This window comes from Anaerohalosphaeraceae bacterium (assembly GCA_035378985.1).
In the GTDB taxonomy this organism is placed as follows: domain Bacteria; phylum Planctomycetota; class Phycisphaerae; order Sedimentisphaerales; family Anaerohalosphaeraceae; genus JAHDQI01.
In genome coordinates this window covers 18,969-33,474 of sequence record DAOSUR010000014.1, presented here as the reverse complement: position 1 = coordinate 33,474, position 14,506 = coordinate 18,969, and the positions used below count along the sequence as shown (strand labels likewise).

The window sequence follows — 14,506 nt, the reverse complement described above, 5'->3', positions numbered from 1 at the left end:
CTAATTTCACAATCTCTGTTGCTTGCGGCGGCTTCAGGAAGCCCACGGCGTTGAAAATGCCGTTGAAAAGATTTTTTGATGGGGTAAGATACTCAAAAATCGTAATTTAAGGTCGTTTTAAGGGATATTAGCTATGAATCAGAACAGCCGTTGTTGTTATAAATCGACTCCTGCGGTCTTCTTCTTTTTGGTTTGGGTCTCCTGCAGTTTTGGCCAGGTTTTATCGGCTTCGACCGCCGGAGTGGAGATTTCCGAAGAAAAAGTTTTGCAGTATCGGAAAGCTGTCGAGCAGGATTCGTCTGTTCAGGGGCAGACCCGTCAAAAACTTTTCGAACTGTATGACAAGGCGCTGGCCCTTCTGACCCAAAATAAGGAGCTCCAAAGTCGAGTTGAGTCTTTCCGACAGATGCAGGCGTCGCTGCCGGAGAAGATGGAAAAGGCCCGTCAGACGCTGGCGGCGCTCAATCAGTCGTCCGGGCTGCCTTCGGCGGAGGGACTTTCGATTGCAGAACTGGAGGAGAAACTTGCGGCGGCCCGTACGGATTGGGATGAGGCCCGCAAGAATGCCGAACAGGTTCAGCAGGAAATGCTCCGCCGCACCCAGCGCAGGGCGCAGATTCCGCAGGAACTCCTGACCGCCCGCGGTCAGATGGACCAAATCAAGCAGCAGATGCCGCCGCTTGTTGTACCGTTTCGTGCGGCCGAGCCGGCCCAGGCGACTGCTTTGGTCAGTCAGATTCAGATTGAAACATTTCGTCTTCAGATGGAGCTTTTGGAGGAGGAGGAAAAGGCGTATGCCGCCGCCGAAGCCCTGATGATGCTGGAGCGGGATGTCTCGTCTCGGCGCCTGGCGGAGGCCGAACGTCGGGTTCGGTGTTGGGAGCAGGCGCTTCAGCAGGCCCGTCTTCGTGAGGTTCAGCAGATTCAGGCCCAGGCCGAGCAGGCCGCGCATCAATCACAGGGAACGCATCCGGTGCTTCAGCAGCTGCTTCTGGAAAACGCCGAACTGGCTTCTCTTCAGACAGAGCGAATTCGCCAGCTGGAAGAAAACGCCCGTTATGCGATGATGGTTGAAACTCAGTTGAGGAATGTCAGCAAAGATTATGAGGGCATTCAGACCCAGATTGCCCGAGCCGGGCAGGTGACCAGTGCCCTGGGGGTGCTGCTGGTGACCAAGAAAAACGACCTGCCTGATCTGCGTGAGCATCGAAAACAGATTCGCCGCCGGATGATGGAAAGCTCTGCAGTTCAGCTCGAATGGGGCAAATACGACCGCCAGTGGTCGGATTTAGCCGATGTGTCGGGCCAGGCCGCCTTTCGGCTTGCATCGGCGGGGCTGTCGGAACGCGACGAAGACTATTCCGCTTTGCTTCCAAAGGTCATCGAACTGCTCAGCCGGCAGCGGGAGCTTCTCCAGAATCTGACGGCTTCCACGATGCAGTATCTGACGGCGTTGGCCCAGCTGGATATTCAGGAGCGAGCCCTGGTCAGCACTGTTCAGACATATCAACGGTTTATCGAGGAGAACAGTTTTTGGGTCAAGAACACCTCTTTGTTCAGTCTTCGGGATTTCTGGTCTGTTCTTCGGGTCGGCCGGGAATGGATATCCGGTAGCCGATGGCGTCAGATTTTTTCGGCCTGGCGTCAGGATGTCGTAGAAGAATGGGGGCTGCATATCCTTTGTGCGGCCGGCTGGATTGGGCTTTTCCGCTGCCGAAATTGGTTCAAAAAGAGGCTCCGGGAACTGGCCCAGAAAGTTTCCAAAGTCAATTCCGATCGATACCTTTACACGGTGTATGCTTTGCTGCTGTCTATTCTGTCGGCTTCTATTGGACCGTTGGTTCCGTTCTATCTGGGCTGGCGTCTGAAAGTAAACTCGGCTCTTTTCCCGGAAACTGCGTCTCTCGCGGCGGGCTTGCTGGCATCTTCGGTCTGTCTTTTTGTCTATCGGTTTCTTCAGATTTTCTGTGCTCCTGCCGGGTTGGGGGAGCATTTCCGCCTGCCCGCGGATTTCCTGAGCGCGTTTCGCAGACATATCGGCTGGTATTTTCAGATTCTGATTCCGCTTGTTTTTGTGTGGTATCTGACGGAGGATGCCGCGATTGAAGAAGCGGCCCGAAACGGCGTCCTGCGGCTGCTGTTTTTGGCCCGGCAGATTCTTCTGATGATGTTTCTGCTGATTGTGCTGCGGCCTTCAGGTTTTCTGTCTTCTTATCTGCATCGTGTTCAGTGGCTCTATACGTTTCGATATGCCTGGTACGGACTCTGTTGGCTGGTTCCGCTGTTTTTCTGCTATTTGTCCGTTCTCGGATACGGGTTCACCGCCCGGCAGCTCGAACAGCGTCTGCAGGAGACGATTTTGTTTTTGCTGGCTGTTCTGTTTGTCTATGGGATGCTGATTCGCTGGCTTTCTGTGCTTCAGCAGTCCCTGCATCTCCAATCGATTGGCCCCCTCGAACCTGCTGCGTCTGCGGAGCAGGCTGCTCCGTCGAAAGAAAGCCGGATGGAACATTCTCCGGAATGGTTCGCTCATCTGTTCGGGCAGACCCGAAAGCTGATTAATGCCCTGGTGATTGTGCTGATGGCGGCGGGGGTCTTCTGGATTTGGAGGTCTGTGCTGCCCGCATTCGGTGTGCTGGAAAAGGTTCATTTGTGGAGCTCATCGGATGCTCAGGGGCAGGTGAAAGACATTACAATGGCCGGGCTGTTCCGGGCGTTGATTATCACCATTCTGACGGTGATTCTGACCCGAAACATTCCGGGCTTTCTGGAAGTGAGTCTTCTGCGGCGGTTCCCGCTGGATGCCGGGGTGCGGTTTGCCATCACCTCCGTCAGCCGCTATGTACTGGTGATTGTCGGCATTCTGCTGGTTTCTTCAGAGCTGGGCATTCGCTGGTCGTCCATTCAGTGGCTGATTGCCGCCCTCGGTGTCGGGTTGGGCTTCGGCCTGCAGGAGGTTTTTGCCAACTTTATCTGCGGTCTGCTGCTTCTGCTGGAGCGTCCGCTGCGGGTGGGGGATGTCGTGACCATCGGAGAGGTGACCGGACGTGTGACCCGCATTCAGACCCGGGCGACGACGATTCAGCTGTGGGACCGCAAGGAGCTGGTGGTGCCCAATCGGGAATTTATTACCGGCCGGCTGATTAACTGGACTCTCTCGGATACCGTTTTGCGTCTGGCGTTCCCCGTCGGTGTGGCCTATGGTTCGGACATCAAAAAGGTTGAACAGGTTTTATATCGAATCGCCCGTTCTCATCCGAATGTGATTCAGGATGATCCGGCGCCTCGCGTAGTATTTGACAGTTTCGGGGACAGCGCTTTGCAGTTTGAGCTTCGGGTTTATATTCCTTCGATGGATTGTCTGGTCGATGTCAAACACCAGATCAATTGTGCAATCGATGAGGAATTTCGCAAGGAAGGGATTAAAATCGCCTTCCCGCAGCGCGATTTGCATATCCGCTCTATTCAGGCACCGCTGCCGATTCAGCCGTCGGAGCCGCCCATGCGTTCCTGAGGTTCAGAGAAAATCTTCGACCTGCTTATTCTTCCCAGGTCCCCAGCGCAACGGGGCTGCAGAGAGAGTCTTTTTTGGCGGCAACGCGTCCGCAGCTTTTGCAGACGTATTGAGGGTCTTTGACAAGCCCTTTGTATTCCTCAGGCCGGCTGCGGTGAAGACCATCGGCAGTCAATTTGCACAAATGCTCTGCGTGTTTTTTGCTGTCTGAACAGGGATGCATAGAAACACTCCTGCTGAAAAGGGTTTTATTGGGAAACGGATGCGGAAGATTCCTGCGTTTTTGGCGTTTGGGCCGGCAGGGTTGGAAGCACGGTTACTTTGTCGATTTTAAAGCTTCCAAAGACGGTCGTCAGATTCAGAAAATCGGTCGGGTTGCCGTTGCCTTTTGCCAGCACAATATGACCGGGACCATACCCTTGCGGGGCGCGGGTCGCATCCAGCCCCACCCATACTCCCCCGATATAGGCCTCTACCCATGCGTGTCCCCCGAAGACGTTCTTCTGACCGGCCAGATTTTCTGTATAGACCAGTCCGCTGACGACTCGGGCGGGAATCCCCACGGCCCGGCAGAGGGCGGCGGTCAGAACGGCGTGTTCGCTGCAGTCTCCCTGACGGCTTTCGGCGACTTCGCGAGCGGTGGCGTATCCGACGGAATAATCCTGCTTTTTAATGTATCCGCTGACAAAGGACTCGATTTGCCGCGCGGCTTTGGCGGCATCTGTCGTGTTGCCTACAGCGGTCCGGGCCATTTCAACGATTTTCGGATCTTTGCTTTGAAGATACTCTGTGGTTTTGAGGGCGTCCAGAATCTCCGGGTCGCTGCCCGTATAAGGGAAGGGTATGTCGGAAGGCGGAACGGCCGGGCGAACCGTTAATAAAAGACGTTTCTCTCCAAGGGATTCAACAACCTGATTGTTGTCAGAAGGAATCTTAATTCCCTCCGGCGACAGAACGGTGATTTCGTATGCAATCGCTGATGCGGTCCCTGCCGGCGGCAAAGGAACCGGACTGGACACGGTTATTAGAGAAAGGAAATCAAAGATATCCTCCGGCCTTAAAGCCAGTTCTTTCTCGCAGGAGACCAGTTCGAGAGTTTTGTCACCGAAAGGAACCAGAATCTTCAGCGATTCCAGCTCATCATCGCAGTAATTGACCGTTCGAATGGTCTGAACCTGGTTCCCAAAGGGGAGGGGGACGCGCAGAAGAGTTTCGGTTTCGTAGGCCTGGATTTTTTTGCCGAGCAAATCAATTTCTTTTTTGGGGCCGCTTTTGACGGTCATTGACAGCACGCCGCCGGTGGTCTCGAGCATGTCAGGGCGAAAGATAACGGCTTCAAATTCTGTTCCCTCCGCCAGTCCTTTTTGTTTCTGGAGACGCCGCATCCCTTCGGTCATCAAAGCACCCTGCGGATAGGCCAGTACAAGGGTTTGTTGGGTCCCGGCGATTTCGAGGGTTACATCCATTTGTCCGTCGGGACGGATGACCCCGCTTCGCTTCTGCATGCCTCCGCCGATATCCTGAATCATTTCAAACCCGAGGGGGTTTCCGTCGGCGGTTTCGATATGGGTTTCCTTGGTGTACAGACGGGTCATTTGGGCGCCGCGATAGACAATAAAGGTCATCTCCTCAGTTGAAATGACTCGACCGTTTTCTGTCTGACGGGTGCGAATGGAATGCCCGACTTTTTTGCCCTCCAAAAAAATGGCCATATAAGAAGGTTTTTCCTCTGCCCCGAACAGCAGCGGTGGGTCTAGGAGAAACCAGAATCCGAGCGCAACCCATATTATCGGATAAGAACGAATAACAGAGCTCGTACGAACTCTTTCTGAGATTTTCATAATTCCATCCTTCCTATTCAGGGTGAGGAGCTTATTTTGTCGATAGAGAGATTATAATTGTGTTTGGACAGGTTTGCAATGAACGGTATAAAACAATTGTAGATTATCGGCATCTACAAAGAGAAAATCCGATTCTCAATGGAGTATTCCGGACATGACCTTGACGGAGTTGCTGGCTCGGGTAAGCGGTTCTCGTTTAATCCATGTGCGAAATGACTCTCGGCAGGTGCAGCCGGGGGATGTGTTTGTTGCGGTGCGCGGTGCCCATGTGGACGGTCATTCTTTTATTTCTCAAGCCGTTCAGCAAGGGGCTAAATATATTGTGGCTGAACGTCCTGAGGTCTTGCCGTCTTCGGTGGAATTGATTTTGGTTCAGGACAGCTCGGCGGCGCTCGGTCAGTTGGCCCAGGCCTCGTACGGCAATCCGAACAGCCGTTTGACCAATCTGGCTGTCACAGGCACCAACGGCAAGAGCACAATCGGATATCTCGTTCGTTCGGTCCTGAATACGGCCGGACTGCCCTGCGGATTAATCGGGACTATCCAGTATGATTTGATCGGCGAAATTCTCGATTCGCCTTTGACTACGCCTGACCCGCTCACCGTAGCGCAAGCCGCGGCCAAAATGGTCGAACATGGCGGACGCTTTATGATGATTGAAGCCAGCAGCCATGCCCTCGACCAGAATCGGCTGGCGGGGATTTCCTTTTCCGCAGCGGCTTTTACCAACTTAACCGGGGACCATTTGGACTATCATAAAACGATGGAGGCCTATCTGGCGGCCAAAACCAAACTCTTCACGGGGCTGCCTATTCACGCGCTGGCGGTGCTGAATGCGGATTCCGATGCCTCTGTTCAAATAGCCGCGAAAATCAATCGCCGCATTTTGTGGTACTCCACGCATAAGGAAGCAGATATTACCGCAGAGATTGAATCCATGGATGCTGTCGGCAGCGAGTTTTATTTGGTGTTCAGAAATATTAAGGAAAAAGTCCAAACTCCCCTGCCGGGTCTTCACAATATCAGCAATCATCTGGCGGCGGCGGGGCTTTGTTTTGCCGTGGGATTGGATGTGTCCACGGTGGCGGCAGGGCTGTCAGCACTTCAGGCGGTTCCAGGACGGCTTGAACCGATTCTTTGCGGACAAGCCCAGGAGGCCGGCATTCGCGTTTTTGTCGATTATGCCCATACGGATGATGCCCTTCGAAACGTTCTGACAACGCTGCGGCCGCTGTGTCGGGGGCGGCTCGTTGTCGTTTTTGGCTGCGGCGGCGACCGGGACAAAACCAAACGTCCCCGAATGGCCCAGGTGGCTCAGGCCCTTGCTGACTGGGTTATCGTCACCAGTGATAATCCGAGGACAGAGGAACCGAATTCGATTATTCAGGATATAGTAAAGGGATTTACGCAGACTTTCAGGACCCAGTCCGTCGTGATTGAGCCCGACAGAAGAAAAGCCATCCGGCTGGCGATTCATGAAGCCAAAGAGGGGGATATTGTCCTAATAGCCGGAAAGGGGCATGAGAATTATCAGATTATCGGAACACAAAAAAGCCACTTCAGCGACCAGGAAGAGGCGTTGCGGGCCTTGAGCGAATTGTAATTTTTCTGATTTAACAAAAAACTAATTTTCTTTGTAAAAGTCGTTGCTTTCCCGACATTTATTTTAAAAAAAGAGAAAGATTTTTTGTCGGGGGATAAGTGAAAAAGCACATCTGTTTTGTCCTGTTTCTGCCATCTTTTGCTGTTTGTAATTTTATTGCCTACAATGACTGCATTCGGGGAACGGATGATACAACAGCCCCCAATGTCACAAACTGGACTATTTATAACGGGTTTACATCCCAAACCTCCGGCTATTTGATTGATTTTGCGACCGGTCTTCAGACCCCCGTCAGGGTTGCTTTTCGATGGAATGCATCAGCCGGACTGGCTGTCAGTGAAACCAGCGGCTCTGCCGAGGGGGAAAGTCAGCCGCGGCCAGGGACGCCGGCTTATGACGTGTTCGGCGGGATTGTCGATTTTTCGAATCGGCTGATTTATTACGGCAGCAGCGGCTGGTGGGTTGAAATTGAGTTTACCGGTCTGAACCCTCAAAAAAACTATACATTTGTTACAACGGCGATTCGGGGGTATCTCTATCCGGAACGTCTGACCCTTTTTACCCTTTCCGGACATATCAGTGCCGTCAATAACAGTTCAGACGGCGTTTATTTGAAAAGCGGGGACCAAACCGTTTTGCAGGCCGGCGGCAATCACTTGAGCACTACCGGATATGTCGTGCGTTGGGACCAAATTCGCGTAGCCGACCGGGGCGATGGAACGGGAAGTTTCATAGTGCGGGCTCAGGCCTACGGCAGCGACTATCGGGCGTATCCGTTCGGCGGGTTTATGCTCGCCGAGCAGGGCAACACGGCTCCCAGAGTGAATGCCGGAACAGACAAAACCATCCGGCGCCCGCGTGAGTATCTGATCTTAAACGGCTCTGTATCTGACGACGGGTATGGAAATCCCGACGGCTATCTGCAATTCGCCTGGTCGCAGATTTCCGGACCGTCGGATGCGGTGTTTGTTTCGTCTCCCAATCAGCCGCAGGTCGCGGTGCGTTTTCCGACAGCCGGCATCTACGAGCTGCAGTTGCGGGCGAGCGATGGCGAACTGGAAGCGGCCGATACAGTGGTTATCACGGTGGAAGAGCCGCTCTGTCCTTTGGGGGATGTGAATGGGGATTGTCGGGTGAATCTGGCGGACCTGAGCGACTGGGCCGCCGGCTGGCTGACTGAAAGTGAACCGAATCAATTCGATTTGGACGGCAGCGGTCGGGCGGATTTGTCAGACCTTTATTTTCTGGCCTCTTCCTGGCTGGAGGAGCGGCTGGGGTCGGTTCAGGTGATGATTCTGCCTCCAGAAGCTGTTTCGGCCGGGGCTCAGTGGCGGCTGGACGGGGGAACCTGGCTGTCTTCCCAGGCCGTTCTATCCTCGGTGCCGCAGGGGCCTCATACCATTGAGTTTTCGGCGCTTTCGGGCTGGTTTTCTCCGCCGCCTCATGAGATTTTTGTTTCCGAGGGTCAGTTGACCGCTTTTTCGGCGGAATACACCCATCCGCCGAAGGTACTGGTGCTCAATGAATTTATGGCCGTCAACTCCAATGTCAGCGATTTGCGTCCGCTGCCGGCCGTCAATCTCTACACGCAGGTCAATGGCCAGCCCGCTTACGAAGACTGGATTGAAATCCGCAATCTGTCCGACCAGACCGTTTCGCTGGAAGGATGGTATCTGACCGACAGCCAAAACCATCTGACCAAATGGCGGTTTCCAACCGGCGTTTCCATCGGTCCCTGGGGCTATTTGCTGGTTTACGCATCCAACAAGGACGAAGCGAAATACGGCTATCCTTTTGTGGACGACTGGGGGAACCTGCATACCAATTTTGAATTGTCGATGGATGGGGAGTTTCTGGCCCTGGTTCGTCCCGATGGACAATGGATAGAGGACTCTTTTGAGACCTATCCGCCTCAACGGGGTCTGGTCTCGTACGGAATCGGCTCCGACGGGCAAGTCGGTTATCTGATCTCGCCGACACGAGGGGCTGCCAATACGGGGATTTATGAAGGAGTTGTCGGCGACACCCGTTTCAGTGTGAAACGAGGATTTTTTGATGCCCCGTTTACGGTTCAGCTTTTCTGCCCCACGCCGGATGCCGTTATTCGCTATACAACGGATACGACGGAGCCTACAGAAACAAACGGTCAAATCTACAATCCGGCCAATCCGATTCAAATCACCAAAACAACGTGTCTGCGTGCGGCGGCCTTCAAAACCGGCTGGCTGCCTTCGAATGTGGATACGCAGACCTATTTGTTTTTGGATAATGTTCTTACGCAGGCAGCCAATCCATCCACCGGAGCCCAGGTGGTGCCGGATGGGTATCCGATAACCTGGCCCGGCGGTTCCTACAGCGGTTCCGTTACAGGGGATTATCAGGTGGACCCGGATATTGCCTCGCCAAGCGGGCAGTTCGGGGCTTTGTATGCAGCGACGCTCAAAGACGACCTGAAGGCGATTCCGTCGGTTTCACTGGTGGTGCCGATAGCCCAGCTTTTCGGCTCCGGCACCGGAATCTATATCAATCAGAGTCAGGACGGAACGGAACGGGCCGGCTCCGTCGAATGGCTGGACCCGCAGGGCATCGAGTCCTTCCACACCAACTGCGGAGTTCGGATGCAGGGCGGCGTCAGCGGCGGCGGCACGACCCTGAACCGGTGGAAGAGTTATAAATTATCCTTCCGGCTGACCTTCCGCGGGGTTTACGGCGGCCGGCTCGAATACCCCTTGTTCGGACCCAGTGCAGCGGACTGGTTTGATACGGTTATTTTGGATTCACGTCCTCAAAACAGCTGGGTTCACGCGGATGCAACCCAGCGTCTGCGTGGGGAGTATGTGCGCGACCAGGCGGCGTCGAATACGCAGTTGGCAATGGGCGGCTATGCCTGTCACGGCAGACCCGTGCATCTGTATCTGAACGGCTTGTATTGGGGGCTGTACTGGCTGCACGAGCGGCCGGATGATTCTTTTGCAGCGGCCTATCTGGGCGGCGAGAAGGATGATTATGATGTGCTCAAACATGATTACACCAACATTGTCAGCGGCAGCAATGAGGATTATATTGCTCTGTTTGCTCTTTCTCCCACCAGCCCGGATTATCTGACGGCGTTCGAAAATCTCAAGCAGAAATTGGATGTTGCCGACTTTATTGATTACCTGCTGGCCAACTTCTATCTGGGCAACGGCGACTGGGACCACAAGAACTGGTATGCGACGCGGAATCGGTTTGACCCAGCCGGGCGCTGGCGCTGGCATATGTGGGACGGCGAACATGTGATGGATGACGGCACGTTTACCGTAGTCGATGCCACCACAAAGAACACGGCGATGGCGCCGACCGGACTTCATCAGAAGTGGATTGTCAATCCCGAATATCGAATCCTTTTTGCAGACCGGGTTCACAAACATTTCTTCCACAACGGAGCGTTGACGCCGGAGAATTTTGCGGCTCTCTTTACAAACTTAACCACCTGGATTGACCGGGCGATTGTCGGTGAATCCGCCCGCTGGGGCGACAACCGGCGGCCGGCGACTCCTTATACCCGAAATACGGAATGGCTGAACGAGTGCAATCGGCTCTTAACGAATTTCATCCCGACCCGGCGAGATGTTGTGCTGGCCCAGTTTACCTCGAAAAATCCGCCGTGGTATCCGACGATTGCGGCTCCGGAGTTTTTTGTGAACGGTGTTCTGCAGTACGGCGGACGGGCTGACAGCGGAGCCGTTCTGACAATGTCCGCCGGCGAAAATACAATCTGGTACACCCTTGACGGCGCCGATCCTCGCTTGACCGGCGGAGCGGTGAATACCGCTTCGGCAGCGGTTTATACCACACCGCTGACCCTGTCCAGGACCGTTTGTGTCAAAGCGCGTGCCCGAACCAGTGTGGGACTGTGGAGTGCTTTGGCGGAGGCCGTCTTTGAAGTCGGTCCAGTGCCCGGCAGCATTGTTATCAATGAGCTGCTGGCTCATTCTCATAATCAGGCACCGGATTGGATTGAGCTGTACAACACAACCGCACAGCCGATTTCCATCGGCGGATGGTTCCTCAGCGACAGCAGCACCAACCTGATGAAATACCAAATTCCGAATGGGACAGTCCTTGAGCCATACGGCTATGCGGTTTTTTATGAAAATCAGCATTTTGGTTCGGCCTTCGCCCTGAGCGAAAACGGCGAAACCGTTTATTTGACCTCCGGCGACGGCACCTGCCAGGCTTCTCAGTCATTTGATGCTTCGCTGACCGGTATTTCGTTCGGACGCTATCTAAAAACAGACGGTGATATGGATTTTGTGGCGATGAGCACTCCAACCCCCGGCGGCCCCAACGCGTATCCGCTGGTTGGGCCGATTGTGATTTCGGAAATCCAGTACAATCCCGCTCCCGACAATACGGGGGATGAGTATATCGAGCTGGTCAACATCTCTTCTGAACCGGTTGTCCTGCAGGACTGGGTTGATACGGAAACAGCGCCCGGCGCTATTATTCAGGAATTGGTTCCGTGGGCCTTTACGGAAGGAATTGACTTTCCTTTCCCGCTGAACACGGAAATTCCCGCCGGGGGTGTCTTGATTATTGCCAAAAATCCATCTGCTCTGCGGGCCTATTACGGTTCACAGATTCCGGCAGATGTTCCCATTCTGGGGCCGTTTGAGAATGATACGTCTTTGAGCAACGGCGGCGAGAAAGTCCGGCTCTGTCGGCCCGGGGAACAGCCCTTCGGGAAAAACCGTTTCTGGATTCGCGTCGACCAGGTTGCCTACGATGATGATTTTCCTTGGCCGAATCAGCCGGATGGAGGCGGGGCAGCTCTGCAGCGGATTTCTCTTTCCGCCTATGGAAACGACCCGGCCAACTGGACCGCCGGGGCCCCTTCGCCGGGAGTGTACTAAAGCCTTTGTTTCCAAACAGGGCTGAATTCCCGCCTTCCTCCTTGGCGAAAAGCCTCGGTGGACAGGATGCTGGAAGGAGTGAAATAAAAGACTGGATTCCCGCCTGCGCGGGAATGACAAGATGCCGCGGGAATGACAAGATGCCGCGGGAATGACAAGATGCCGCGGGAATGACGGGGGATGCGAGGGAAGGACAAGGGCCTGACGTGGGAATCAGCCCCGGGCGCAAGCCTGGGGAAAAGAGGATGCACCCGTTAACAGTCATCAGCTGTCAGGGAACAGAAATGATGTTTCCGTTCCTCTTGGGCTTGTCGGCGGAGATTTTTCCCTTTAGAATAGATCGGACTTGTTTTGGGAAAGGGATGCTATGCTCAAGGGAATTCCGGCGATTCTTTCGCCCGAGCTGCTGAAGGTTCTGATGGAGATGGGCCACGGGGATGAACTGGTGCTGGCGGACGGCAACTTTCCGGCCTGTTCCAATGCCCGCCGTCTCATCCGGGCCGACGGCCTGATGATTCCGCCGCTGCTGGAGGCCGTTTTGAAATTCTTTCCGCTGGACCAGTATGTCCAGCGTCCGGCTGTGCTGATGCAGGTGGTGCCCGGCGACCCGACTCGCCCGACGATTTGGGAGGAATACCGGAAAATCATTCGGGCCAGCGGCGAGAAGTTTACTGATTTTGAGCAAATCGAGCGGCACGCGTTCTATGAACGTGCCCGAAATGCCTTTGCGATTGTAGCCACCAGCGAGCCGGCCCTTTATGCCAACCTGATTCTCAAGAAGGGCGTGGTTGTTTGACCGGGCGGCTTTGGAGGATTTGGTCCAGAAGCTCGGCCAGCTCCTTGGGTTTGGACCGCTGGGGGTTGTGGTCGGCCTCCATTCGGTGCACCGGCCATTTGTACTGGGCCGCCCGCTGAGCGTATGGATAAAATGTATCCAGCTGTTCGGCCGTACCCGGGTCAATCGTCAGAATATAATCAGCCGGAATCTCCAGACGTTTCGGGTTGTTCAGGACGATGGGGTCGGTGAGGGTCTTTAAGGGATGCGGGACATCCTTGGGCGGACTTTGGTCCTCTTTGACCCACATCGGATAGATGAATCCGCCGCGTGCTGCGGCCAGCAGCTGTGCCTTGTTGGCGGCAAAGGCCGGATGGTCCAGCAGATTCTCTCCGTCCTCCGGGAGAACGGCATCCAGATAAATCAGCCGGCTGATTCGCTCCGGAATCCGGTCAGCAACACCGGAGATGACCATTCCGCCGTAACTGTGGCCGAGGAGTACAATATCCTTCAGGTCCTCGAACACAATCACATTCACAATATCCTGAATGTGGGTTTCCAGGCTGATTTGCTCGCCGGCCAGATGGACCCGCTCTCCCTGTCCGGTCAGGGTGGGCCGATAAACCTGATACCCTTTGGCCTGCAGCAGTTCCTCCATTTGACGAAATCCCCAGCCGCCGCCCCAGGCTCCGTGAACCAGGACAATCACGCCTTTAGAAGGCTTCGTTTGCTGCCGGCAGCTGATGAGCGGCACGAGTCCCAATACCGTCAGACATGTCCAAAGGATAATCCTTTTCATTGTTTGCTCTCCGTTATGTCTTGTCTGCGCGACGGATTTGTTCCAGCTGGAGCGTAAACTTGTTCAAGCGGCTGTCGCCTTCTTCGTATTGATTCTGAGCATTCCGCAGATGCCGGCCCAGCACCCCCCAGCTGTCGACGAATGAGCCGAATGAACCGGTCAGCTGTTCCAGGGCGGTGCGAATTTCGGCGGCCTGTTTTTCAATCTGCATTCCGCGAAGCCCCATGGCGACCGTCATCAAATAAGCGTACAGCAGATTGGGGGAGACCGGAATGACTTTTTTGGCAAGGGCATAGTCCGGCAGATTGACTTTGTCCGAATCAGAATGAACGATGGTTTCGTAATAGACGTTTTCGGCCGGAATGTACATCAGGGCAAAGTCCGCTGTGCCCTCAGCAGGCAGGATATAGCTTTCGGCGATTTTGTCGATGTGTCTGCAGACGTCGGTTTGAAACTGACGGCGCGCTTTGCTGCGTTCCTCTTCGGTTTCGGCGGCGGCAATCTTTTCAAACGCCGGCAGCGGAAACTTCGCATCAATCGGAACCGAATAATCCGGCAGACGAACCAGCGCATCGACAATTCTGCCGTTTTTGAATGTATGCTGAATGGCGAAGTGTTCGGCGGGCAGGATATTCCCCAAAAGTCCCTCCAGCGAATATTCGCCGATTTGTCCGCGCAGTTTGGGGGCTTTGAGGATATCCTGAAGTTTACGGACCTCCTGGCCGATGCGCAGCATCTGTTCACTGTCGCTTTTGAGTCGGCCCAATTGTTCTTTCAGCTCGCCCAGGGTCTGTCCGCTGTGGGCCAGAAACTGACTGATGCTCTGCTGGCCCGTTTGAAGATTCTTTTCGAGTGTCTGCGAGAGAATCAGATTGCTCTGCCGCATTTGTTCTATTTGCTGCTGAAGAAGCCCTGCGGCTGTCTGCTGAGCGGCCGTGTCCCGGCGAAGCGCTGAAAGATTAAAAATCAAGACTCCAGCAGCCGCCAGCAGCAAAATAATGAATACGGCGATCAATGTCAGGAGAGCAGTTTGCATGCATCAGACTCCGGATTTCTTCTTCCATACTTTTGCGAAAAAT

The 14,506-nt window shown here is 54.5% G+C and carries 8 protein-coding genes; 4 read left to right on the top strand and 4 right to left on the bottom strand.

Annotated features, from left to right (window positions below):
* Nucleotides 1–133 precede the first annotated feature (133 nt).
* Complete coding sequence (locus PKY88_10335; GenBank protein ID HOQ05597.1) at nt 134–3,514, top strand: mechanosensitive ion channel; 3,381 nt, start codon at nt 134–136, stop codon at nt 3,512–3,514.
* A gap of 25 nt (nt 3,515–3,539) precedes the next feature.
* Here the strand turns inward: PKY88_10335 and PKY88_10330 are convergent, their stop codons facing one another.
* Both PKY88_10330 and PKY88_10325 read right to left on the bottom strand, forming a co-directional pair.
* The gene (locus PKY88_10330) at nt 3,540–3,737 is read right to left on the bottom strand and encodes a hypothetical protein (protein HOQ05596.1); all 198 of its coding nucleotides are present in this window, start codon (nt 3,735–3,737) and stop codon (nt 3,540–3,542) included.
* 25 nt (nt 3,738–3,762) lie between these two features.
* Nucleotides 3,763–5,226, bottom strand: a complete 1,464-nt coding sequence (locus tag PKY88_10325; protein HOQ05595.1) for a transglutaminase-like domain-containing protein — start codon at nt 5,224–5,226, stop codon at nt 3,763–3,765.
* 283 nt (nt 5,227–5,509) lie between these two features.
* Here PKY88_10325 and PKY88_10320 point away from each other — a divergent pair, with 283 nt between their 5' ends.
* From PKY88_10320 to fucU, 3 genes are all read left to right on the top strand, one after another.
* Nucleotides 5,510–6,958 (top strand): UDP-N-acetylmuramoyl-L-alanyl-D-glutamate--2,6-diaminopimelate ligase, encoded by a 1,449-nt coding sequence (locus PKY88_10320; protein HOQ05594.1) that lies wholly within the window; start codon nt 5,510–5,512, stop codon nt 6,956–6,958.
* A 98-nt stretch (nt 6,959–7,056) separates the two neighbouring features.
* Nucleotides 7,057–11,853 (top strand): lamin tail domain-containing protein, encoded by a 4,797-nt coding sequence (locus PKY88_10315; protein ID HOQ05593.1) that lies wholly within the window; start codon nt 7,057–7,059, stop codon nt 11,851–11,853.
* Nucleotides 11,854–12,220: 367 nt separating this feature from the next.
* Nucleotides 12,221–12,649, top strand: coding sequence for an L-fucose mutarotase (gene fucU, locus PKY88_10310; GenBank protein HOQ05592.1), 429 nt, complete (start codon nt 12,221–12,223; stop codon nt 12,647–12,649).
* On the opposite strand, the gene PKY88_10305 is transcribed toward fucU, so the two are convergent.
* Together PKY88_10305 and PKY88_10300 are read right to left on the bottom strand one after the other, a co-directional pair.
* On the bottom strand, nt 12,627–13,427 hold the full coding sequence (locus PKY88_10305) for an alpha/beta hydrolase (GenBank protein HOQ05591.1): 801 nt from the start codon (nt 13,425–13,427) through the stop codon (nt 12,627–12,629). The genes fucU and PKY88_10305 overlap by 23 nt on opposite strands.
* 13 nt (nt 13,428–13,440) lie before the next feature.
* Nucleotides 13,441–14,463, bottom strand: a complete 1,023-nt coding sequence (locus tag PKY88_10300) for a DNA recombination protein RmuC (protein HOQ05590.1) — start codon at nt 14,461–14,463, stop codon at nt 13,441–13,443.
* Nucleotides 14,464–14,506 lie beyond the last annotated feature (43 nt).